Genomic DNA, 23,622 nt, shown 5'->3' with positions numbered 1-23,622 from the left:
GATTACAATAGCAATTATAGCACACGATGGTAAAAAAGCAGAAATGGTTCAATTTCTGAATGAACATCAAGAAATCTTACAATCTAAAAATGTATCGCTTATATCTACGGGTACCACTGGAGAGAAAGCAAAGCGCGCAGGTTTTGATGTAGAAGCATTATTATCCGGTCCTCTTGGAGGTGATGCACAAATTGCTGCTGGTGTTGCAGAAAAAAGAGTGGATATGGTTATTTTCTTTAGAGACCCTTTGGCAAAACATCCTCATGAGCCTGATATTTTTATGTTGATGAGGTTATGCGATGTGTATGACGTTCCGTTGGCTACAAATCCTGCTACTGCACAGTTATTACTAAAGGGACTATAAATTATTGGGATAAATTTCGGATACATTGCTCTCTAATTCCCCAGATTTTATCAAATGAAAAATTTAATTCTTCTTCAATAATCCAAGATTTGATATACTCTTGGTGATAATGGATTTTAAAATCTCCTACTTGAAGAGGTTTTATGTTTTTTTCAACTATTACGTCATTTTCGATTTTGTAAAAATCCGATATACTAGATGTCGCATCTATAGTTTGATTTTTGTACCGTAAATAGGTGTGAGCTTCAGGAATGTAGTTTAAGTTATTTTCTAAAAGGATGTTTCCAATATTGGGAGTATTTATACTATTCATTCTATAAATACCAATAATAAGATCTATATCATTTCTTCCATTTAAATTAGCTACTCGTTTCAATAATGCGTGTTTAGAACTACAAGTACCCTTTTGTTCTAAGATAACCAATTTAGAGTCTATTCTATTGGCATTTCGGCCATAGGGGAGGTCTTTGATAAATTGAACTAGTTGAACCCAAGAGCTAATACCTTTTCTTATAATAAGATTAGATAATTCATCATTAGAGGTAATTTCGAAATCGGTCATATTTAAAAATAAAAAAACTCAAACAAATTTTGCTTGAGCTTTTAATATATTTTTTGAAATGGATATTATTTCACCGCAATTACCGAAATTTCTACATTTACAAATTTTGGTAACGCAGCAACAGCTACAGTTTCTCTGGCTGGAGCAGTATCTTCATTAAAATAGCTTCCATAAACTTCGTTTACCTGAGAAAAATTATTCATATCACTTAAGAAAATAGTAGTTTTTATAACGTGTTCAAATGTCATACCTACTTCATCTAGAATTCCTTTAAGGTTTTTCATTACCATTTTTGCCTCAGTTTTAATATCATCCATAACCAGTTCTCCAGTTTCAGGATTGATAGCTATTTGACCAGAAGTGTAAAGTGTATTACCATTAAGAATAGCTTGGCTGTAAGGGCCTATCGGAGCAGGAGCATTAGTAGTAGTTATTATTTTTTTCATAATGTGTGTTGTGTTATTGTTTGTTTTGATTTTATAAACCTAGTATAACTTAAGTATACATATTTAAGATACTAACTTATAATTGTCTGTCCGGTTCACGTCTTTTATCATACTTAATATCACTAAGAACAGAGGATTTGATACCTATAAAGAAGTTCCATGATGTTCTTTCGCTAAAAGGAATCCAATTAAAACTCAAATTCCAACTGTCTAAGTCTCTTTGGAACCTTAAATTGGTATATGTGAATCCAGGGTTTTTAAGATCATACCCAGAGGATACTCCAACGGACCATTTAGGAGCTAGTTCTACATCTCCAGAGAACATAATTGAGTGTGATGAAATTTCGTTTTGCCTAGCGTTATTACTGTAATTGACGGTATATGATAGGCGTAAGGACCAAGGGATTTTGTAATTATAGTTCTTGATATCCCTTTTTTCTTTATTGTCATTAGTTGGACGATTTGACTGATCATCTCTAAAATCTGTTCCGCCACCAAATAAATTATCAGGTCGCCCACCATTCTGTAAAGTTTGATTGGATAAAGGATCTTCATTAGACTGGCCTTTTTCAAAATCTTTACTAGAAAAGGAATACCCAAAATTAGCACTGGCTCTAGTTAATCTAAATAGACTACCTCCGTTATCAATGTTCCAAACATCTATTTTGCGATTGTTGTTATCTAATGCATAAGGATCTAACTCTGCACTAAAGTTAATGTCTAGTTTGTTCTCTATTATAGGAATATTTCCGGTAATAGATAGTGGGCTCAATTGCAGAGAATCACCAGCAATATTATATGCGGTTCTAAAATTTAAGTTATTTAATAAAACCACCTTTCGGGGTTCTAAATCAGTGGTATCCTTACTCTTTACCTTAGCTTCAAGGTTATTGCTTAAAGAAAAGCCAATGCTACTAGAAAAAGTATTACTTGGGGCACCGAAGAACCCACCTTCGAATCTAGAGTATTCAACTACTTCTGTTTCGTCAATATCTAATGTATTCGGGTCATCGGTTATTGTATATTCATCATAGAATTGATCAAAAGCCGGATTGATACTATAACTAATTGATGGTCTCATAGTATGACGTATTGCCTGGATTTTCTTATCTTTCTTAAAGTTAAAAGTTCCATATATAGTAGTTCCTAAACTTGTTGAAAAATTATAAGTTCTATAAGCATCAAAACCAGCAATGGTATCTCTAACAACTTCTCCTGCACCGTCGTTAGCATCTGGGTCATAACTCTGATCAATAGTTTCAAAAACCCAATTTTCCTGAAAACTTGTACCCATAGTGGCACTTAAGTATTTAAAGATTTTAAAGTTCGTGCTAATAGGTATGGAATGCTGCATACCGATTCTTGCATCGTTGAACATATCTCCTGTAAAAAGATCATCATCGGTAGTAGTAATTCTGTTTTCTCCTCTAAAGTTGTACTGCGTATTAATATTTTGTATGATTCCTTTCTTAACACCTACTTTTGGAGCAAAAGGAAATATTCTAGAAACACTAGCATTTACATTAGGAAGCGATAAATTCACTTCTTGCGTATTGGTATTGGAGTTGTGATTGGCAGCTACATTTAGGTTTACTTGTGGATCTCCTTGAAAAGTTTTCGAATAAGAAATTGAAGAACTAAGTTGATTATTTAAGAAGTTACCAGTATTAAGTTGATTTGTTGACTGCTGGAAAAAATCACTACTACCAAAATTCACAGAAGCAGAAAATCTTGAATTAGGATTTGCTTTTGCATCTTGAGAATGAGTCCATTGTATGTTGTAAGTAGTTCTCTGAGCAAAATCAGGGAATCCTCTTTCACTAGTTAAATTATTTTCGAATCTAAAACGGAGATTTCCTCTATATCGATATCTTACGGCATATGCGGATTCAGTAAGAAGGGTATAACTACCATTGGTATAGTAATCCCCTGTAATTGTTAAATCGGCATAATCACTTACTGCAAAGTAATAACCACCATTTTGTAAAAAGTATCCTCTGTTATTTTCTTCTCCATAACTAGGGATAATAAAACCAGAAGTTCTTTTATCTTGCAAAGGGAAATAACCAAATGGTAATCCAAGAGGAGTTGGTACATCTGCGATAAACATATTTACCAAACCAGTGACAATTTTTTTCTTAGGTACTAGTTTTATTCTACGAGCGTAAAAATAGTAATCAGCGTTATCTACATCTTCTGCAGTTGTAAATTTTACATTACTCATATAGATTACAGAGTCATTTACCCTTTTAGAGACTTCTCCTTTAACATTCATTTCCCCTTGTTTCGTTCGGGAATTATATATTAAAGCTTTTTCTGTATCAAAATTAAATCTAATAGAATCTGGCTCCACTACATTTTGAGCTTGTTTAAAAACAGGTGTTTGAGTATAATCTCCCACAGAATCTTTAATACCGTAGGCATACACTTCATTTTTAGCATTGTCTACTATGATAAGCCCTGCGTTTATTTGCATTTCGCCATATATAATTTCAGCTTCATTATAGAGATACATTTTATTTTCTCTACGGCTTAGTCTCATATAGTCTTTAGACTTATATTTGACCTTATCAGTTAATAATTGTGGCGGAGCAACTGTGGTATCCTTCTTTGTTGTGTCTTGATCTTTTTCGTTTTCCAGTAACTCAGTTTTAGATTCGGAACCTTTTTTTGGTAAAGAAATAGAATCCTTTTGCGCTGGAATAGGTTTTTTGGTCGTTTTATCGAACTCTTGTGCAGTTGTATAACAAATACAAAATAGTGAAAAACTTAGTGAATAAAGTATGTTACGTACCGTTGTTTGCAATGGTTTATATCCTATTTTTGTAAAACTATGGCTTAGTTTTTGAAGTGCCAAAATTACATATATTTTTTATGTAGAGATTGTAATTGGTAAAAAAATAAATATTTATATCAAATACTTTGCTCTAACGTTATTTTTAAATGAAACCTGTATTCTAATTTCTAAGGTCATAACCATATGATTTTAGAATTATTATACTAAATACGGAAACAATTTGGTAATGTTTCAAGCTAAGTGATAATTTTGCATAATTATGAAAAAGAAAATAATATACAGTTCACTTTTAATTGCATCGGTTTTTATCCTATCAGCATTTACATTATCTGTTGTGAGTGAAAGTAATAAAGAGAAGTTTGTGGTGGTTTTAGATGCCGGGCATGGCGGGCATGATCCTGGAAATAGGGGAAATGGTTACAAGGAAAAAGATATTGCTCTTAAAGTAGTTTTAGCAGTTGGTACGGCCTTAGAGAAAGATGATCGTTTTAAAGTGGTTTATACCAGAAGTACGGATAAGTTTATAGAATTACATGAAAGAGGGAAAATAGCAAATAAAGCTAAAGCGGATTTATTTGTGTCCGTACACTGTAATTCTCACCGTTCACAAGCATATGGAACTGAGACTTTTGTATTGGGATTACATGCGAATAATGAGAATTTTAATGTTGCTAAAAATGAAAACTCAGTTATTTTATTAGAAGATAATTATGAAGCGAACTATGATGGGTTTGATCCAAATTCTCCAGAATCAATAATAGGATTAACTTTAATGCAAGAAGAATATCTAGATCAAAGTCTTACTTTGGCTAGTTTCGTTCAGAATGGATTTAATAAAAGCTTAAAACGAAAAAGTAGAGGAGTAAAACAAGCCGGTTTTGTTGTTTTACATCAAACCTATATGCCTAGTGTGTTAATAGAACTAGGATTTCTTACCAATAATAAAGAAGGTAAATACCTCAATTCTAAAAAGGGTCAGGATGAGATGGCAAAATCTATTATTTCTTCTATTATAGATTATAAAGAGAGTCTAGATGCGATATATTATGTTCCTGATGCTCCTGAACCAGAAGTTCCGGAAGTGGTAGATAGCGATTCTATAACAAAGGTTGTAGGACAAAAAATGTATGATGGAATAACGTTCAAGGTACAAATAGCAGCAGGATCTAATGACATAGAACTTGAGCCGAAAAACTTTAATGGATTAGATCAATTATCAAAGATTCAGTTTGAAGGATTGTATAAGTATTATTTTGGAAGTACTTCTAATTATAATTTAATCAAGGAGTTGAGAGGTGTAGCTGTTGATAAAGGATATGCTTCATGTTTCGTTGTAGCATTTAAGGATAATGAATTAATTCCTCTTACAGAGGCTTTAAAAACTGATGCTACATCGAACTAATCTAAATAAATACTAATAAATCGTTCGTTAATAATCTTTGGAAGTATATTTTTTATTCTAAATTTGTGTCCTAAACATATGCTATTTTGAAATTTACTCGCGAAGTTAAAACAGGAATTTTAGCACTGTCTGCTATAGCACTTTTAATTTTTGGATATAGTTTTCTAAAAGGTAAAAATCTTTTAGAAAGTGACCGAACTTTTTATGCTGTGTATGATAACGTAGAAGGTTTGATACCTTCATCACCAGTTACTATAAATGGTTTGGTAGTAGGAAAGGTAGTTTCGATCAAGTTTGCTGACTCTAAAGGAAATCTTGTAGTGGAATTTAATGTTAGTAGTGATTTTACTTTTTCTAAAAACAGCGAAGCCATGGTATATGGTGGAGATTTAATTGGAGGAAAGTCATTGGCAATTAATCCAATATATGAAGCTGGTTTAGAAGCAAAGGACAAAGATACATTGCCGGGGAGAGTTAAAGCTGGTTTATTAGAATTAGTAAATGAACAATTAACTCCGCTGCAGTTAAAATTAGAATCTGCTATTAAAGATGCTGATACTTTATTGACTTCTGTAAACGGAATTTTGTCCGTTGATAACAAAAATAATTTAAATTCCATTTTTGCAGATCTTAGTGTTACTGTTCGAAACTTTAAAGGTGCATCAGGGTCTTTAAATAATATTTTATCGGGTAATGAAAAAAAATTAAATACTACGCTTTCTAACCTTGATGAAATGTCTACGAATCTTAATCAGTTTTCGGATTCATTATCAAAGGTTAATATAGGTAAACTAGTAAAAGACCTAGATGGGGTTTTGGCTAATTTTGAGAAAATCTCTAAAGATTTAGAAGTAGGAAAAGGAACGGCAGGTAAATTATTAAAAGATGATAAGCTTTATAATAATCTAGAGGATGCTAGTAAAGAATTAGAATTACTACTTCAGGATCTTAGATTAAATCCTACGAGATATGTAAATATTTCGGTTTTTGGAAAAAAGAACAAGCCATACGTAAAGCCTACAGATTCAATAAACTAACTACTTCAAATGATGCAATATATTCCTAATATCATATTTATAATTGCTTTAATAGCAGGAATTGGATATTTCACAAAAAACATTCGTAAAGTCATTCGAAATATTCGATTGGGTAAAGATGTAGATCGAACGGATAACAAAAAAGAACGTTTTAATAATATGATGATGATTGCTTTTGGGCAATCAAAAATGGTAAGAAGACCTATTGCAGGGATATTACACGTGGTCGTATATATAGGTTTTGTTATTATTAATATCGAAGTGCTAGAGATTATTATTGATGGTATTTTCGGAACGCATAGAATTTTTGCATTCTTAGGAGGGTTATATGATTTCTTAATTGGTTCTTTTGAGATTCTTGCACTTTTAGTTTTGGTAAGTGTGTTTATCTTCTGGATAAGAAGAAATATTGTTAATATTAGACGTTTTAAAACCTTAAAAGGTTGGCCTAAAAATGATGGTAATATTATTCTTTATTTTGAGGTTGTGTTGATGACACTATTCCTTACTATGAATGCTGCCGATTTACAATTACAAAATTTAGGAGCTGAACACTATATAAAAGCGGGATCTTACCCTGTTAGTCAGTTTATAACTCCTTTGTTTAATGGGATGTCGGAAGGAGCACTAATTATTCTTGAGCGTAGCGCTTGGTGGATGCACATTATTGGGATTTTAATATTCTTGAATTACTTATATTTTTCAAAACATTTACATATCCTATTAGCTTTTCCAAACACTTATTACGGAGATTTAAGGCCTAAAGGACAGATGGATAACCTAGAATCTGTTACTAAGGAAGTAATGTTGATGATGGATCCTAATGCTGATCCATTTGCTGCACCAGCAGAAGACGAAACCGAAGGAGAACCAGAAAAGTTTGGGGCTTCTGACGTTACTGATTTAAATTGGGTGCAATTGCTTAATTCTTATACTTGTACAGAGTGTGGGCGTTGTACCAGTGAATGTCCTGCAAACCAGACAGGCAAGAAGTTATCACCTCGAAAGATAATGATGGATACCAGAGATCGTCTTCAGGAAGTGGGAGATAATATAGATAAGAATGGTAGTTTCGTAGATGATGGAAAGCAATTGTTAAATGATTATATAACACAAGAAGAATTATGGGCTTGTACAAGTTGTAATGCCTGTGTAGAAGCTTGTCCAGTTAGTATAAGTCCGTTGTCTATTATTTTAGATATGAGAAGATATTTAGTAATGGAGCAAAGTGCTGCACCAACAGATCTAAATAATATGATGTCTAACATAGAGAATAACGGAGCTCCTTGGCCATTTAACCAGATGGACAGACTAAACTGGAATAAAGAATAAAATTTGATAATATTAACCATAACTATTAACCATAAACTTTTAAAAATTAAGAGAATTTAGAAATTATGAAGAAGGAAGAAGTAGAGAAATTATTGCATGATAAGGTAGAAGAAGGGGAACACATTAGTCCAGTATTACCAGAAGGTATTAAGAATTACCTTATTGATATTGATGGTACGATTACAGAAGATGTTCCTAATGAAGAGCCAGAAAGAATGGTTACATGTGAACCATTTCCAGATGCTTTAGTTACATTAAATAAATGGTACGATGAAGGACATATTATTTGCTTCTTTACATCAAGAACAGAGGAACATAGAGAAGTTACTGAAACTTGGTTAAAAACCCACGGATTCAATTATCATAGTCTTTTAATGGGAAAACCAAGAGGAGGGAATTATCATTGGATAGATAATCACTTGGTAAAAGCAACTCGTTATACTGGTAAATTTACAGAATTAGTAGAGAGAGTTGTAACTATCGAAGTTTTTGATGACGGTAAACACGATTAAATAAGTTTTTGTTCGAGATTTTTTCTAACAAAAACCAAGGATATAAATAGTATAAACATATGAGTGAAGCAATAAAGGTGCCTACAATGGCAGAGTATATGGCTGAAGGTAAGATGCCAGAAATATTATTTTGGGTAGGATGTGCTGGAAGTTTTGATGATAGAGCTAAGAAAATCACAAAAGCCTTTGTGAAGCTTCTTCATAGTTCTAAAGTAGACTTTGCTGTATTGGGAACCGAAGAAAGTTGTACAGGAGATCCAGCTAAAAGATCTGGGAATGAATTTTTGTTTCAGATGCAAGCAGTTACCAATATTGAGGTAATGAATGCATACGAGATTAAAAAAGTTGTTACCGCCTGTCCTCATTGTTTCAATACATTAAAAAATGAATATCCTGCTTTGGGAGGGAATTATGAGGTAATGCATCATACACAATTCCTTAAATCACTTTTAGATGAAGGAAGATTAACAGTAGAAGGTGGTAAGTTTAAAGGTAAGAGAATTACTTTTCACGATCCTTGTTATCTAGGTAGAGCTAATAATGTATATGAAGCGCCAAGAGATCTTCTAAGAAAATTAGAAGTAGAACTTACAGAAATGAAACGTAGCAAACGTAATGGATTATGTTGTGGAGCTGGTGGAGCACAGATGTTTAAGGAACCAGAACCAGGTAATAAAGATGTAAATATTGAGCGAACGGAAGATGCTTTAGAAACAAAACCAGATATTATTGCTGCGGGTTGTCCATTTTGTAATACAATGATGACTGATGGTGTGAAAAATAAGGAAAAAGAAGATAGTATTGATGTGATGGATGTAGCAGAACTGATTGCAAATGCTCAAGATTTGTAAAAAAAGATTTTAAAGATTAAGCAGACTAATAAAAGAGTTGATATGTTTGTTCATATTAACTCTTTTTTGTTGCAACAATTAGGAATACTTTTTGTTATTTTAGAAAATAAAAAGAAAGAGGATGTTAGTAGATTTTAAAGAACTCCCGGATACGTCAAGAATTTGGATCTATCAAGCCAATAGATCATTTACTTTAGAGGAGTTAGATGAGATAAAAAATAAATTAGAAACTTTTATAACACAATGGACTGCACATGGATCGGATCTAAAGGCAGGGTATGATATAAAGTATAAAAGATTTATAACAATTGCATTAGATCAAGATATGAATCAAGCAACTGGTTGTTCTATAGATGCTTCTGTCCATTTTATACAGCAGTTAGAAACAGATTATAAGGTTGATTTAATGGATAAAATGAATGTTTCCTATAAACAAGGGGAATTTGTTGCGTATAAAACACTTACAGATTTTAGAAAAATGGCCAAGAATAGATCTGTTTCTCCAAACACAATAGTGTTTAATAATTTGGTTACTAATATTGCTGAGTATAAAACTGATTGGGAAGTTCCTGCTAAGGATAGTTGGCATAACCGTTTTTTAAATTAGTTTTTGTGCGATATATTTTTTCTAAATACTTTTCTTATATAATTTTTGTTTTTACGCTATCAGGTCTTTCTCAAGAGTCTGATACTTTAAATATTAAAGATTCTATTGTTGGAATTCAGGTTGATTCTCTTGTAGAGCAGTTAGCCGAAAATAAAGCACCATTAAGTCCACTGATTGTTAAAGATGAGTATGATGTTCAAAGGTTATGGGTAGATAGTATTTATAACAAAATGACTTTAAAAGAAAAAGTCGGACAGTTATTTATGGTAGATGTTTTCTCTTCTAAACCAAAGAAAGAAACGGATAAAATAAAAAAACTTATAGAAGAATATCATATAGGAGGAATTATTTTTTCTAAGGGAGGACCGCAACGTCAGGCAAAGCTTAATAACGAATATCAAGAAATTTCTAAAATACCGTTATTAATCGGTATGGATGCAGAATGGGGATTAGCTATGCGATTAGATTCTACGAAAGCATTTCCTTGGAATATGACGCTAGGAGCTATTCAGAATAATGACCTAATAGAAGAAACGGGACGACAAATAGCAAAACATTGTAAACGACTAGGTGTACATATTAATTTCGCTCCAGTTGTGGATATGAATACCAATCCCAAAAATCCAATTATAGGAAATCGTTCTTTTGGAGAAGATAAAGATAATGTTACGGAAAAGGCATTAGCTTTTATGAAAGGAATGCAGAAAGAAGGTGTTTTAGCAAGTGCGAAACATTTTCCAGGACATGGTGATACAGATAGTGATTCTCATAAAACCTTGCCTACCATTAATTTTGATCAAAAGAGAATTGATAGTATAGAGTTATATCCTTATCGTAGGTTAATAGCTGACGGGTTATCCAGTGTAATGGTGGCTCACTTAAATATTCCAAGTTTAGAGGCTCGATCGGGATATCCTTCTTCTATTTCTAAAAATGTTGTCACGAATATATTACAAGATAGTTTAGGTTTTGAAGGGTTGGTTATTACTGATGCTTTAAACATGAAAGGTGCATCAGATTTTAAAGCTCCTGGAGACATTGATCTTGCAGCATTAAAAGCGGGTAATGATATTCTTTTAATTTCAGAAGATGTTCCTTTAGCATCCCAGAAAATTGTTTCTGCTTATTACTCCGGTGAGATCACAGAACAACGTTTAGCACATTCGGTTAAAAAAATATTATTCGCTAAATATAAAGCAGGTCTTCATAAATATGAACCTGTAAAGACAGAATATCTTTTTGAAGAGCTTAATAGTACTGCTAATGAAGTGTTACATCATAAACTAGTAGAAAATTCACTTACGTTAGTTAAAAATGATAGAGCAATTCTACCTGTTAAAAACTTAGATCTTAAAAAAGTAGCTTATGTGTCATTGGGAGATGATTCTGGAGAAGTGTTTTTAGAAGAACTAAATAAATATACTAAGGTGGATTGGGTAAAAGGAAACCAACTTCCTGAAATATTAGATCAATTAAGGAACTATAATTATGTAATCGTAGGATTGCATAAATCAAATAACAATCCTTGGAAAGATTATAAGTTTAAGGATAAAGAATTAGTTTGGTTATATGAGATAGCTAGACTTAATAATACAGTTTTAAGTGTTTTTTCTAGACCTTATGCTATGCTGGATCTTCAAACGACTACCAATTTCGAGGGAATCTTAATGGCTTATCAAAACAGTCCTGTTGCGCAGCAAAAAGCTGCTCAATTATTATTTGGTGCTATTGAGGCAAAAGGAAAACTTCCGGTAAGCCTAGGAGTTGATTTTCCTTTAGGAACAGGTCAAGAAACAAGATCTTTAAAACGATTAGCTTATGGAATACCAGAAACAGTTGGTATGAATTCTCATAAACTAGAAAGGATTGATTCTATTGTTAATATAGCAATAAGAGAAAATATGACTCCTGGCCTACAATTAATTGTAGCAAGAAAAGGGAAAGTAGTCTACAATAAGAATTATGGATATCACACCTATGCTAAATCAAGGAAAGTAAAAGGTTCTGATATTTATGATCTAGCATCGTTGACAAAAATTCTTTCAACTTTGCCTTTAACTATGGAGCTAAAAGATAAAGGGATTTTATCATTAGATACTCGAGTAGGAGAGATGTTACCATCATTTAAGGAATCTAACAAGAAAGATATTACAATTAGATCTATGCTCTCTCATTATGCTCGATTAAGAGCTTGGATTCCATTTTATTTAAAGACTTTAGATACTGTAACATCTAGGCCAGATAAAAAATATTATAGAACTAAACGTACTGATGATTTCAATATTAGGGTAACGGGCAATTTATATCTGCGAAGTGATATGAAAGATTCGTTGATGTTACGAATTAAGGATAGTGAATTAAGAAGTAGACTTAGTTATAAATACAGTGATTTACCTTATTATTTGATGAAATCTTTTATCGAAGGGCATTATGGGAATGATTTAGATGCGTTGACTCAGCAACATATTTACAAAGCCATGGGAGCGAGCAATATGGGGTATTTGCCTTTAAATAAATTTGATAAAAAGCGTATTGTGCCTACAGAAAATGATCAGGCCTATAGGAAGGAGGTCATTCATGGATATGTTCATGATCAAGGTGCAGCTATGTTTGGTGGTATTGGTGGACATGCAGGTTTATTTGCTAATGCAAATGATGTTGCTAAGATGATGCAGATGTATCTTAATGGAGGATATTATGGAGGTAAACAATTTATAAGTAGTCAAACAATTGATGAATTTAATACGTGTACATATTGCAATAAGAGGGTTAGAAGAGGAGTAGGTTTTGATAAACCTCAACTTGGAGATGTTGGACCTACCTGTGGTTGTATATCTATGAACAGCTATGGGCATAGTGGTTTTACGGGAACATTTACTTGGGCAGATCCTGATGAAGAGATTATTTATGTTTTCTTAAGTAATCGGACGTTTCCCGATTCTGCGAATCGAAAATTGATTTCTAATGATATTCGATCAGAGATTCAGAGATTAATATATGAAGCAATAAATTATTAATATTGGTTTAAAAATTTAAATTAAATGAACATCAAAATATCAGAAAAGGGACCTTTGTTTTCTAGAATAGTTGCTGGATGTATGAATTGGGGCGAATGGGGTGCAAATCTAACAACTGATGAGTCACAGAAATTAATTGAAGACTGTTTAGAGATTGGAGTAACGACGTTTGATCATGCTGATATTTATGGACATTATACAACAGAATCATTGTTTGGTAATGCTATAAAAGGTAAGAGTTCATTAAGAGAACAAATGCAATTGGTTACCAAGTGTGGTATTCGATTAATAACTCCTAATCGACCGGATAATCAAATTAAATCTTATAAAACTACCAAAAAGTATATTATAGAATCTGTAGAGCAATCACTAGTGAATTTACAAACAGATTTTATCGATATGCTATTAATTCATAGACCTAGTCCGTTAATGAATCCTTTGGAGATTGCAGAAGCTTTTGAAACCTTAAAATCTAGTGGTAAAGTGTTGCATTTCGGAGTTTCTAATTTTACTCCTTCTCAATTTGATATGTTGAATGATGTTTTTCCTCTACAAACCAATCAAATAGAAATTTCACCATTACGATTAACACCATTTATTGATGGTTCTTTAGATCAGTGCATAAAACATGCTATCAAACCTATGGCTTATTCTACTCTTGCTGGAGGAAAGTTTTTTTCAAAGCAACCAAATGAAAAAGTTGTTAGAATTAACGAAGTAATAAATCCTTTAATCCAAAAATATGAAGTTCCTGCTGATCAAATATTAACCGCTTGGTTACTAAAACATCCTTCTGGAATATTACCGATAATGGGTTCTACAAAAATTACTCGTATTCAATCTGCAGTAAATTCTTTATCCATCGAAATTACAGATGAAGAATGGTTTAGAGTATGGGAGGCTTCTACGGGAACAGAAGTTGCATAATTTTTTTATTTAAATATTCTAATAGTATATATTTCTAAGTGTCAAATAAACAAAAGATTAGTCTTAGTTATAGTATTTGTTTTTCGATTCTAGTTAAGTTTTCTTTCAAAAAAAATAAAAAAATACAAGAAAGTGGGGTAACATATTTCCTTCTAATGACACTTATGTATAGTGAAAGTTTGGTTTATTAAATAAGGTAGGCACTTAATTAAACAAACAATTACTGAGAAATCAATGGCTACGGTTTCATAGGGGTATGTGTACCGTAGTCAGATTTTGTAAATTTAAAAACATAAAAGCTACTTCATAAGAGGTGGCTTTTTATATATATATTAGAATCTATTCTATCTTCCAACTATGCTCCAAATGCTTTATTGTATTTAAAAACTTCGCAATTAGATTTTAGTGCATAGCTAAAGTTTAATAATGTTAGTAAAGTTATTGTTTTCTAATCTTTTTATATTCTTTGGTTCTTTATAAATTGTGAATAACTATGCGTGCATTGTTAATAAATTATTGCTAAACTGTTTTTGTATTAAATTTTTATGTACATTTAGCAGGCTTAACGATTGGACCCTAATATGATTTATTTCACATAATAATTAGAAATTGGTCATAATGTATAAAGAAAACATATCAAATCACGCGAATATTAAAACTCATTACCCCCTATAATGAACAACTACAAACTCACTATTATCGGATTTGCAATATCCGCATTCCTGTATTTTTCATCGATTTTTTTAGAACTTGATCTTTTCGAACTGGTATTAGCTTTTTTAGCGAGTATTGAGAAATTTAATTTTGGCGAATTTATTCTACCACTTATCATATTTTCAATCTTTTTAATTTTTGATATGCGTAGGCGTGTTAAGAAAATTAAATTAGAAAATGCAAAATTAAAGATTTACAAAGCTATGTTGTCTTCTAGTCATCATATCCTAAATAATTTTATTTATCAGATGGATATCTTTAAAATTACGGCAGAGGATACACCTGGTTTTGATGCAAGAACATTGGCTTATTATGAAGATATTATAAGTAATACCTCTAGTCAGATTCATTCACTTAGTAATCTCTCTAGTATTGATGAGTATTCTATCAGAACTTCGGTAATGACTGGATGATCCCTAGATTTTATATTCTATATTTTGTTTATGATTTCGTGTAAGTACAGCATATCTTTATCGACTTTATACAAAAAACATTAAGTATGGATATTATTGACTACCTTCTTGGTAGAGGAGGTTTCGCTATATTGGCACTTGTAGTTGTGGTAGTGTTATTATATAATAAGATAAAGGCTAGAAGAGAATTTAGAGTTTCTCCTAAGAAGAAAAACAAATAAACTATTTGGTGTTAAAAAAGGAGTCAAACATATTGTAAGACTCCTCTATGATTTTTTTAAATCTTTTTTCTTAATTAAACTGACATACTTTGTATGAAGAAAAAGGACTGTATCTACAAGATACATCTCCTGGTCCTAAAAACGGAGACAAATTCCAGCAATCTGCATTGGTGTTACATCTTCTACCAGCAATGTATCCACCATTGATTTCTTTTTGTTGTTCTTTGTTTAAAGAGGTTCCTAAATTTTTGATTTTGTTAATCATAATGTGAAAAATTTAATTTGTTATATCATTTTCAAGATAAATTCTTCTCTAGTATAAATAACAACTTTGTGGAAGTTCTACAAAATCGTGTGGACTAAAGTTGTGTTGTAATTAAAAAATGTATTTGTGAACCTTTTAATAAATGCTTAGGATTCCTCTTTTTCGAAGAAACTAAACACTGATCCTCCGTATTTACGGGCGTTTCTAAAATTAGGAGCATGCTCTAAGGAGGTGTGTTTGGAATGTTCGATGATTAAAATACCTTCTTCATTAAGTAGGTCATTAGCAAAAACCAATTCTGCAATTTTTGTAAACTGCTCCGTATCGAAATCATATGGGGGATCTGCAAAAATAACATCTGATTTCTTTTTTACTTTTTCTAGATAGCTATATACATCACTTTTAATAGTGTCTATATCAAATTCTAACTCCTTGGCAATACTTTTTATATAACCTACACATCCATAATTAGTATCTACCGCAGTTATATTTTCGGAACCACGAGAAGCAAACTCATAACTGATGTTTCCTGTTCCTGCAAAAAGATCTAGTAAGGTTACCTGAGAAAACACATAATGATGGTTTAGGATATTAAACAATCCTTCTTTAGCCATGTCTGTTGTGGGTCTTACAGGTAGTTTTTTTGGTGCCTGTAATCTTTTTCCTTTATATTTTCCTGAAATAATTCGCATATCAAAAATGACTTAATAAAACAAAATGTTGGTGCGCATCTATAGAATCCATTGTTTCTGGTAGTTGTATGGTGTTATTTCTATTTCCAAAACTTACATTCCTTATATATTTATAAGCAATATTGTAACATGGACTGTCTTTAGAAATATCTCCAAGAAAAACCAGGTGAAACTCTTCGGGATTTAATCGCAATTGTTCTGCCGCAAACATTACATAATATAGAAAATCCTCATTAGTTTCATATATATATGAATTACTCAATATTAATTTCCCTTTGGTTACAACTACTAAATCGAAAGATGCAGAATTCATATTAGCAAAAACTCTAGTCGTTTCACTATTTTTTTCTTTGGATAAAATACTATCCACTAGTATTGTTGAGGAGTGCTTGTATGTAAATGATCCAAATATTTCAAAAAAGAAATTGGTAATATTAGTATAAGGGATATAAACAATTACTATTTCATGCTGATTAAGTTCATCATAGGCTATAAAATCATTTTCTAATACCTTAATGTTGTACTTTAGGTAATCTTTGAGTAACTCTGTATCAAATAAAGCTTTAGGTACAGCAGTATAAAGATCATTTTCATAGATCACTTCTACAGTTTCAAAATCATATTTTAGATGTGTATTATGATCAAAAATATATTTGATTTTGTTTAAAACCTGCTCAGGAGATAAGCGTACACCAAAATTATCTTGCTCTAAAGCAACTATTTCGTTTTCAGAATTTACTGCACAAAAAGAAAGTCCATTCAGGCTCACCTGAATGGACAATGTATATTTTGTATTACCTGTGGTGTTACTCCTGTTTTGTATTTGAGTCATACGTTTTTGGCCAATTACCTGTGGTATTTACTTCTTGCATAGAACCTACTGATAAAAAAGGTCCATCAACACCTTCTACCGATACTACTTGCTTTTCTTGGAATAATAAATCTTTATCAAGATCGTGCAATAATATATCTTTAGGAACTCTTGCTTCAAAAACACTTACTCGTATTCCGTTTTTGTCGATAAATCCAGCATCAAGTTCGAACTTAGCATCTTTACCATCTACAGGAACATTCATCATTGTTTTGTATCGATCACTCCCTTTAAATAAAGAATCCTTAACAGAAGCATATCCAAGTGTATCTACTACAACAGTATCTCTTGGCTCGTCAATTTGCAGAATTTTGTTGAATGCTACAAAACTAGAATCTCTACGCTGCGTTAATGTAAACTTAGCAGTATCTATAAAAGCAATTAATTTGGTTGGATCTTTTTCAAATTTACCAACTACCGTTTTATGGGCTAATTCTGCTTGTCGGATATCTCTAAGGTTTTCAATGGCTTTTGCATAACGTACCTTTTTAACTTTATTGAATCTTACAGGACCCATTACAGAATCGTATACCATGTATCCCAAGGCTGCGATAACTACCCATAGAACTAATTGAAGAACAATTTTCATTTTATAATTTAGCTTTTAGACATTAGTGTATACGCAAATCTACAATTTTTTTTTAATCGTAAAAGTTTATAGCCAAAAAATCATTACTATCTTTGATTTATTAACAGATTATGGATTTAAGGAATACAGATATTTCATGAGGGAAACAGAGTTTTATCAATTATTAAAAGATGATTTTCCTTTTGAACTGACTCTAAAACAGGATATTGTACTTCAGAAGCTTTCTACTTTTATTTTATCAAGTACAAAAGACTCACTTTTTTTATTAAAAGGGTATGCGGGGACAGGAAAAACAACTTTAATAGGAACTTTAGTAAAAAATCTATGGAAAGCGAAGTTAAGTTCTGTTTTATTAGCTCCTACGGGTCGAGCTGCAAAGGTGATTACTAATTATTCAGGAAGACATGCGCAAACCATTCATAGGAATATTTATTATCCTAAAAAGAACAGTAGTGGAGGACTTGCTTTTCAGTTAAAACAAAACAAAAATAGGAATACAATTTTTATCGTAGATGAAGCCTCTATGATCCCTGATACACCCAGCGATAGTAAGTTGTTTGAGAATGGCTCATTACTAGATGACCTAATGATGTATGTGTACTCTGGTCATAACTGTAAGGTTTTATTTATAGGGGATACTGCACAGTTACCGCCTGTAAAATTAGAAGTTAGTCCAGCACTAGATCCAGACACATTATCGATGGGATTTAATAAAGATGTGATACAAATAGAATTAGATGAAGTTGTGCGGCAAGCCGAGAATAGTGGTGTTTTAATGAATGCGACCTCATTACGAGAATTGTTAAATGATGGTTTTTATGAATCTTTTCAGTTTGACGTACAAGGATATCCTGATATTATTAGATTAGTAGACGGGCACGATATTATGGATGCTTTAAATGATTCGTACGCAAGTTCTGGTCACGAAGAATCAGTTATTATATTAAGGTCTAATAAAAGAGCCAATATATATAACCAACAAATTAGATCTAGAATACTGTTTCAGGAAGAGGAACTTTCTGCTGGAGATTATTTAATGGTTGTAAAGAATAATTATTTTTGGTTAGATACTAAAAGTGAGGCAGGATTTATTGCGAATGGTGATATTATAAAAATACTAGAAATTTATGCTATAAAGGAGTTGTATGGTTTTCGTTTTGCTGAAGTAAAAATAACCATGGTTGATTATCCTGACCAAAAGCCACTGGAAACTGTTCTTATTTTGGATACATTATCTTCCGAAACGCCTTCTTTGTCCTACGAAGACTCTAATAAGTTGTATCAAGAAGTAATGAAAGATTTTGAAGGGGAAAAGTCCAAGTATAAAAAGTTTTTAGGTGTTAAGAATAATAAATTTTTTAATGGATTACAGGTGAAATTCTCTTACGCAATTACATGTCATAAATCTCAGGGAGGACAATGGGATACAGTGTTTATAGAGCAGCCGTATCTCCCTGATGGTGTTAATAAGGATTATCTACGGTGGTTGTATACTGCGGTTACTAGAGCAAAAGAAAAATTGTATCTTATCGGATTTAAAGACGATTTTTTTATCGAAAATTAATTTTTTTAAGAAATGCAAGAAACAGTAATAAGTATATGCTTAGGAATTGGATTAGCCGCATCTGTTGGGTTTAGAGTGTTTTTACCTTTGTTGGCGGTTAGTTTAGCAGGACATTATGGAGCAATTCCTTTAAATTCTGATTGGGAGTGGGTAGGGAGTAACACGGCATTAATCGTTTTATCTATAGCTACAGTAGTTGAGATATTAGCTTACTACATTCCTTGGTTTGATAATTTATTAGATACTATAGCGATTCCACTTGCAGCAATTGCAGGAACAGCTGTTATGGTATCAACTGTTGCTAATTTAAGTCCTGTAGTTACGTGGGCTCTTGCTATTATTGCAGGTGGAGGAACAGCGGCAACGGTAAAAAGTACAATGGGAGCATCTAGGTTAACATCATCTGCTACAACAGGTGGATTAGCTAATCCTATAATTGCAACAGCAGAAACGGGTACAGCGACAATTATGTCGATATTATCGGTATTTCTCCCGTTCATAGCAATTATTATGGTAATACTGTTGTTTTTTGGTTTAAGAAAAGTTTATAAAAAACTATTCACTCGCTCTTCCGGAAAATCGATTTAAAAAAGTTATTTTTGACCTGCAAAAGCAAGCAATTTTGAACAAAATGGACTTAAAAACTATCGCAATGATTCCTGCGAGGTACGCTGCATCCCGATTTCCAGGGAAATTAATGCAGGATCTTGAGGGAAAATCTGTCATTTTAAGAACATACGAAGCTGCAGTGAGTACTTCATTGTTTAGTGAGGTTTATGTGGTAACGGATAGCGAGATTATATTTAAAGAAATTACGGCTCACGGTGGCAAAGCCATTATGAGTATTAAGGAGCACGACTGCGGAAGCGATAGAATTGCTGAAGCAGTGGAAAATATGGATATTGATATTGTAGTCAATGTGCAAGGCGATGAACCTTTTACTGAAAGAGAAAGCCTAGAAAAGGTTTTAGAAGTATTTCAGGGAGAGGATGCTGCTAAGATTGACTTAGCAAGTCTTATGACGCCAATGACTGATTGGGATGATATCGTGAACCCAAATAGTGTTAAGGTGATTGTGGATAAAGACGACTACGCCTTATATTTTTCCAGAGCTCCAATTCCGTATCCTAGAGATAAAGAAATCAGTCATACCTATTTTAAACATAAAGGTATTTATGCATTTAGAAAGCAAGCAATTCTAGATTTTTATCGCCTACCGATGAGGACTTTAGAAGCTTCTGAAAAAATTGAATGTATTAGATATTTAGAATATGGTAAGAATATAAAAATGATAGAGACGCATCATGAAGGTGTGGAAATAGATACCCCGGAAGATTTAGAAAAAGCAAGGAATTTAATTAATAAACAAAATCTTTTGAATAGTACATCTACGGTTACTCCTAAAGTTGAAGAATCCATCCATAAGAATTTTCCTATGGTACCAAGAGTGGTTTTTGGTAAAGGATCTTTTAATCAACTAGGACAAATCCTCTCTTCTGAAAGAAAAAATGGAGCCCCTTTTATCTATCTTATAGATGATGTTTTTGAAAATAACAAAACATTTATAGAAGATAGAATACAGTTATCGGGTAATGATAGCATAGTGTATGTTTCCACAAAAGAAGAACCTAAAACTTCTCAAGTAGATCAATTAGTTTCTGATTTTAAAAACACATACAGTTTTACACCAAGTGGTATTATAGGTATTGGTGGTGGATCCATTATGGATCTAGCAAAAGCAGTAGCTATAATGATGAATAATACAGGAAGCGCTACAGAATACCAAGGTTGGGATCTTGTAGACAATAAAGCTGTGTATCACGTGGGTATTCCAACAATTTCTGGAACAGGAGCAGAGGTGTCAAGAACAACAGTATTGACAGGTCCTGAAAGAAAATTAGGTATTAATTCTGATTTTACACCTTTTGATCAGGTAATTCTAGATCCAGAATTAATACGAAATGTTCCCAAAGACCAATGGTTCTATACAGGAATGGATTGTTATATCCATTGTATCGAATCGTTAAAAGGAACATATCTTAATGCTTTTAGCCAGAGTTATGGAGAAAAAGCGTATGATTTATGTAAAGAAATCTTTCTTGAAGATACGCTCGATAAAGAAGAAGCAGATGCTAAATTAATGATGGCTTCCTGGCATGGTGGAATGAGTATAGCATATTCGCAGGTTGGAGTTGCGCATGCCATGAGTTATGGATTAGCATATGTTTTGGGTACCAAACATGGAATAGGTAATTGCATTGTATTTGATAAGTTAGGAGATTATTATCCAGAAGGAGTGGCGCTATTTAAAAAAATGAAGGAGGTTCATGAAATTGAGCTACCAGTTGGTGTTTGTGCGGATGCCACCGAAGAACAATTGGATACAATGGCATCTGTTGCTCTTGGTTTAGTCCCTTTATGGGAAAATGCATTAGGAAAAAATTGGCAGGAACAGATAAATGCGGATAAGCTAAAAGAAATTTATCGTACTTTATAAGTGATCTTTAATACTTAAAGTTATTATGACTAGACTAGCATCTTTTATATTTTATAAAATAATGCGATGGAAGATGATAGGAGATTTTAGTAGTGATACTATTAAAAAATGTGTTGTTATAGCAGTACCCCATACTAGTTGGCATGATTTTTATTTGGGATTATTGATCCGAAAGGTAAATCGTGTGAAAATAAGTTTCATGGGTAAGAAAGAACTTTTTAAATGGCCATTTGGTTGGTATTTTAGAAAAGTAGGCGGGATAGCTTTAGATAGAACACCTGGACAGAATAAAGTCGAAGCAATTGCAAAAGAATTTGAGAAACGTGATGAGTTAAGATTAACTTTAGCTCCAGAAGGAACTAGAAAGAAGGTATCTACATGGAAAACAGGTTTCTACTATATAGCTATAGCTGCAGAAGTACCAATTATTATGGTTGCTTTTGATTTTGGAAAGAAAAGAGTAGTGATCTCTGATCCCTTTTATCCTACAAATAATCTTGATAAAGATCTACAATTTATGTATGCTTTTTTCAAGGATGTGAAGGGAAAAGTACCTGAATATAGTTTTGAACCAGAAGTTTAGAACTTTTCAGTATTTTCCTTTTTAATTATTTCTTTTTTAGGTTCTTTCTTTTTTTCTTCAAGTGCACCAGCTCCAAAAAGTAGTTCAGTACTGGAGAATGTCGTTCCAAAAGTTTTCGCGGCATAGTATACTTGCGATATAGCACTTTCTACCTGTTCTGTTGTAAGTTCTTTTAAAGGATGAACATACGCCGACCAAAGAATGCCATTAGAAATGGCGTACTTTACATCTAATGCCGAGTGAAAATTAGCAGTCATAGAATCTAACAATAAATCTTTATCTAAATTTTCGGATTCCATAATCGGAGCTATAATGCGCATTCGATTGTTTTTTTGATCAGTAACGCATAGCATTGGAGTATCTTTATATACTAATTGCCAATTTCCAGTGATTCCTGCTAATGTATCTGCTTTTCTGGTAATTATTTCTCTTAATGTTTCATTAGTCATATTTTGAGCCTGAGAAAATTGCATTACCAAAAGAAATGTCAAAAAGATCCATTTTTTCATAATTGTCTTAGTTTTTTGGTTGGTCGAAAAGGTGAATTAAACATAACAAAAAAGACTGTCTTTTATAGACAGTCTTTTCATAAAGTATTGTTATGCTTTTATTTATTCATCAGAAGAAGATTCTTCCATAGTATGATATACATTTTGTACATCATCATCTTCCTCTATTTTTTCTAAAAGTTTTTCTACGTCAGCAACTTGTTCTGCAGTCAGTTTTTTGGTGACTTGCGGTATACGTTCGAATCCAGAAGATAAAATCTCAATTTCTCTACTTTCTAATTCTTTTTGGATCGCTCCAAAACTTCCAAAAGGCGCATATATTAAAATACCATCTTCATCCTGAAATACCTCTTCAGCACCAAAATCAATAAATTCTAGTTCTAGTTCTTCAGGGTCTAATCCCTCTCCATTAATTCGGAAATTACAAGTATGATCAAACATAAATTCTACAGAACCAGAGGTTCCTAAGTTTCCGTCACATTTATTAAAATATGATCTTACATTGGCTACTGTTCTATTGTTGTTGTCAGTTGCTGTTTCTACCAGAATAGCAATTCCATGAGGAGCATATCCTTCAAAAAGGACTTCTTTATAATCGCTTTGATCTTTGTCAGAAGCTTTTTTAATGGCACGCTCTACATTATCTTTCGGCATATTTACAGACTTCGCATTCTGTATTACAGCTCTTAAACGAGAATTAGAAGCTGGATCAGGTCCACCTTCTTTTACAGCCATTACAATATCTTTACCAATACGAGTAAATGCTTTGGACATTGCTGACCAACGCTTCATTTTACGTGCCTTTCTGAACTCAAAAGCTCTTCCCATAATCTAAATTTAAAATCTGAAT

The 23,622-nt window shown here is 32.5% G+C and carries 24 protein-coding genes and 1 pseudogene; 16 read left to right on the top strand and 9 right to left on the bottom strand.

Annotated elements, in window-relative coordinates; all coding sequences use genetic code 11:
- Position 1 precedes the first annotated feature (1 nt).
- Positions 2–364: a methylglyoxal synthase gene (locus D1815_RS07300; RefSeq protein ID WP_027392716.1), complete on the top strand. Its 363-nt coding sequence runs from the start codon at positions 2–4 to the stop codon at positions 362–364.
- 1 nt (position 365) lies between these two features.
- On the opposite strand, the gene D1815_RS07295 is transcribed toward D1815_RS07300, so the two are convergent.
- The 3 genes from D1815_RS07295 to D1815_RS07285 form a co-directional block, all read right to left on the bottom strand.
- Positions 366–926: a hypothetical protein gene (locus D1815_RS07295; RefSeq protein ID WP_233557573.1), complete on the bottom strand. Its 561-nt coding sequence runs from the start codon at positions 924–926 to the stop codon at positions 366–368.
- A gap of 65 nt (positions 927–991) precedes the next feature.
- The gene (locus D1815_RS07290; protein WP_027392714.1) at positions 992–1,372 is read right to left on the bottom strand and encodes a RidA family protein; all 381 of its coding nucleotides are present in this window, start codon (positions 1,370–1,372) and stop codon (positions 992–994) included.
- 76 nt (positions 1,373–1,448) lie between these two features.
- Positions 1,449–4,229, bottom strand: coding sequence for a putative LPS assembly protein LptD (locus D1815_RS07285; protein ID WP_027392713.1), 2,781 nt, complete (start codon positions 4,227–4,229; stop codon positions 1,449–1,451).
- 199 nt (positions 4,230–4,428) lie between these two features.
- Here D1815_RS07285 and D1815_RS07280 point away from each other — a divergent pair, with 199 nt between their 5' ends.
- From D1815_RS07280 to D1815_RS24010, 10 genes are all read left to right on the top strand, one after another.
- A complete protein-coding gene (locus D1815_RS07280; RefSeq protein WP_118386480.1) occupies positions 4,429–5,571 on the top strand; it encodes an N-acetylmuramoyl-L-alanine amidase in 1,143 nt (380 codons plus the stop codon).
- Between the two features lie 86 nt (positions 5,572–5,657).
- Positions 5,658–6,608 (top strand): MlaD family protein, encoded by a 951-nt coding sequence (locus D1815_RS07275; protein ID WP_118386479.1) that lies wholly within the window; start codon positions 5,658–5,660, stop codon positions 6,606–6,608.
- A gap of 12 nt (positions 6,609–6,620) precedes the next feature.
- Entirely contained in the window at positions 6,621–7,940 is a 1,320-nt protein-coding gene (locus D1815_RS07270; protein WP_118386478.1) for a (Fe-S)-binding protein, read from the top strand.
- A 65-nt stretch (positions 7,941–8,005) separates the two neighbouring features.
- Positions 8,006–8,452 (top strand): phosphoheptose isomerase, encoded by a 447-nt coding sequence (locus D1815_RS07265; RefSeq protein ID WP_027392709.1) that lies wholly within the window; start codon positions 8,006–8,008, stop codon positions 8,450–8,452.
- Positions 8,453–8,511: 59 nt separating this feature from the next.
- Positions 8,512–9,303 (top strand): (Fe-S)-binding protein, encoded by a 792-nt coding sequence (locus D1815_RS07260; protein ID WP_027392708.1) that lies wholly within the window; start codon positions 8,512–8,514, stop codon positions 9,301–9,303.
- Positions 9,304–9,424: 121 nt separating this feature from the next.
- A complete protein-coding gene (locus D1815_RS07255) occupies positions 9,425–9,910 on the top strand; it encodes an ABC transporter ATPase (protein WP_027392707.1) in 486 nt (161 codons plus the stop codon).
- Between the two features lie 113 nt (positions 9,911–10,023).
- Positions 10,024–12,927 (top strand): glycoside hydrolase family 3 N-terminal domain-containing protein, encoded by a 2,904-nt coding sequence (locus D1815_RS07250; RefSeq protein ID WP_369899410.1) that lies wholly within the window; start codon positions 10,024–10,026, stop codon positions 12,925–12,927.
- 24 nt (positions 12,928–12,951) lie between these two features.
- A complete protein-coding gene (locus D1815_RS07245) occupies positions 12,952–13,854 on the top strand; it encodes an aldo/keto reductase family oxidoreductase (RefSeq protein ID WP_108803161.1) in 903 nt (300 codons plus the stop codon).
- A 674-nt stretch (positions 13,855–14,528) separates the two neighbouring features.
- Positions 14,529–14,981, top strand: a complete 453-nt coding sequence (locus D1815_RS07240; RefSeq protein ID WP_027392705.1) for a hypothetical protein — start codon at positions 14,529–14,531, stop codon at positions 14,979–14,981.
- Positions 14,982–15,067: 86 nt separating this feature from the next.
- Complete coding sequence (locus D1815_RS24010; RefSeq protein WP_255420153.1) at positions 15,068–15,202, top strand: hypothetical protein; 135 nt, start codon at positions 15,068–15,070, stop codon at positions 15,200–15,202.
- A gap of 70 nt (positions 15,203–15,272) precedes the next feature.
- Here the strand turns inward: D1815_RS24010 and D1815_RS07235 are convergent, their stop codons facing one another.
- From D1815_RS07235 to D1815_RS07220, 4 genes are all read right to left on the bottom strand, one after another.
- The gene (locus tag D1815_RS07235; protein ID WP_027391087.1) at positions 15,273–15,467 is read right to left on the bottom strand and encodes a hypothetical protein; all 195 of its coding nucleotides are present in this window, start codon (positions 15,465–15,467) and stop codon (positions 15,273–15,275) included.
- A 146-nt stretch (positions 15,468–15,613) separates the two neighbouring features.
- Positions 15,614–16,159: an RsmD family RNA methyltransferase gene (locus D1815_RS07230; RefSeq protein ID WP_118386477.1), complete on the bottom strand. Its 546-nt coding sequence runs from the start codon at positions 16,157–16,159 to the stop codon at positions 15,614–15,616.
- Position 16,160: 1 nt separating this feature from the next.
- Positions 16,161–16,991 carry a DUF3822 family protein gene (locus D1815_RS07225; RefSeq protein ID WP_118386476.1) on the bottom strand — a complete coding sequence of 277 codons (831 nt, stop codon included), beginning with the start codon at positions 16,989–16,991 and terminating at the stop codon, positions 16,161–16,163.
- Positions 16,966–17,619 carry a hypothetical protein gene (locus D1815_RS07220; RefSeq protein ID WP_027391090.1) on the bottom strand — a complete coding sequence of 218 codons (654 nt, stop codon included), beginning with the start codon at positions 17,617–17,619 and terminating at the stop codon, positions 16,966–16,968. Before D1815_RS07220 ends, D1815_RS07225 begins: the two co-directional genes overlap by 26 nt.
- 136 nt (positions 17,620–17,755) lie before the next feature.
- On the opposite strand from D1815_RS07220, the gene D1815_RS07215 reads away from it, so the two are divergent.
- The 5 genes and pseudogenes from D1815_RS07215 (at position 17,756) to D1815_RS07200 (ending at position 22,263) form a co-directional block, all read left to right on the top strand.
- Positions 17,756–19,183 carry an ATP-dependent RecD-like DNA helicase gene (locus D1815_RS07215; protein ID WP_118389909.1) on the top strand — a complete coding sequence of 476 codons (1,428 nt, stop codon included), beginning with the start codon at positions 17,756–17,758 and terminating at the stop codon, positions 19,181–19,183.
- A 12-nt stretch (positions 19,184–19,195) separates the two neighbouring features.
- Positions 19,196–19,771 carry a DUF4126 domain-containing protein gene (locus tag D1815_RS07210; protein ID WP_118386475.1) on the top strand — a complete coding sequence of 192 codons (576 nt, stop codon included), beginning with the start codon at positions 19,196–19,198 and terminating at the stop codon, positions 19,769–19,771.
- Positions 19,772–19,835: 64 nt separating this feature from the next.
- Positions 19,836–20,540 (top strand): annotated as a pseudogene (gene kdsB, locus D1815_RS24085) (3-deoxy-manno-octulosonate cytidylyltransferase); the annotation flags it as partial.
- Between the two features lie 78 nt (positions 20,541–20,618).
- Positions 20,619–21,680: an iron-containing alcohol dehydrogenase family protein gene (locus D1815_RS24080; RefSeq protein ID WP_027391093.1), complete on the top strand. Its 1,062-nt coding sequence runs from the start codon at positions 20,619–20,621 to the stop codon at positions 21,678–21,680.
- Between the two features lie 25 nt (positions 21,681–21,705).
- Positions 21,706–22,263, top strand: a complete 558-nt coding sequence (locus tag D1815_RS07200) for a 1-acyl-sn-glycerol-3-phosphate acyltransferase (RefSeq protein ID WP_035084005.1) — start codon at positions 21,706–21,708, stop codon at positions 22,261–22,263.
- Here D1815_RS07200 and D1815_RS07195 read toward each other — a convergent pair.
- A complete protein-coding gene (locus tag D1815_RS07195; protein ID WP_233557599.1) occupies positions 22,260–22,772 on the bottom strand; it encodes a hypothetical protein in 513 nt (170 codons plus the stop codon). The genes D1815_RS07200 and D1815_RS07195 overlap by 4 nt on opposite strands.
- A 102-nt stretch (positions 22,773–22,874) precedes the next feature.
- On the bottom strand, positions 22,875–23,600 hold the full coding sequence (locus D1815_RS07190) for a YebC/PmpR family DNA-binding transcriptional regulator (protein WP_027391096.1): 726 nt from the start codon (positions 23,598–23,600) through the stop codon (positions 22,875–22,877).
- Positions 23,601–23,622: the final 22 nt, after the last annotated feature.

Source organism: Aquimarina sp. AD1 (assembly GCF_003443695.1).
GTDB lineage: Bacteria > Bacteroidota > Bacteroidia > Flavobacteriales > Flavobacteriaceae > Aquimarina > Aquimarina latercula.
The sequence above is the reverse complement of the archived record's forward strand: the minus strand, read 5'-3'. Positions and strand labels throughout refer to the sequence as shown.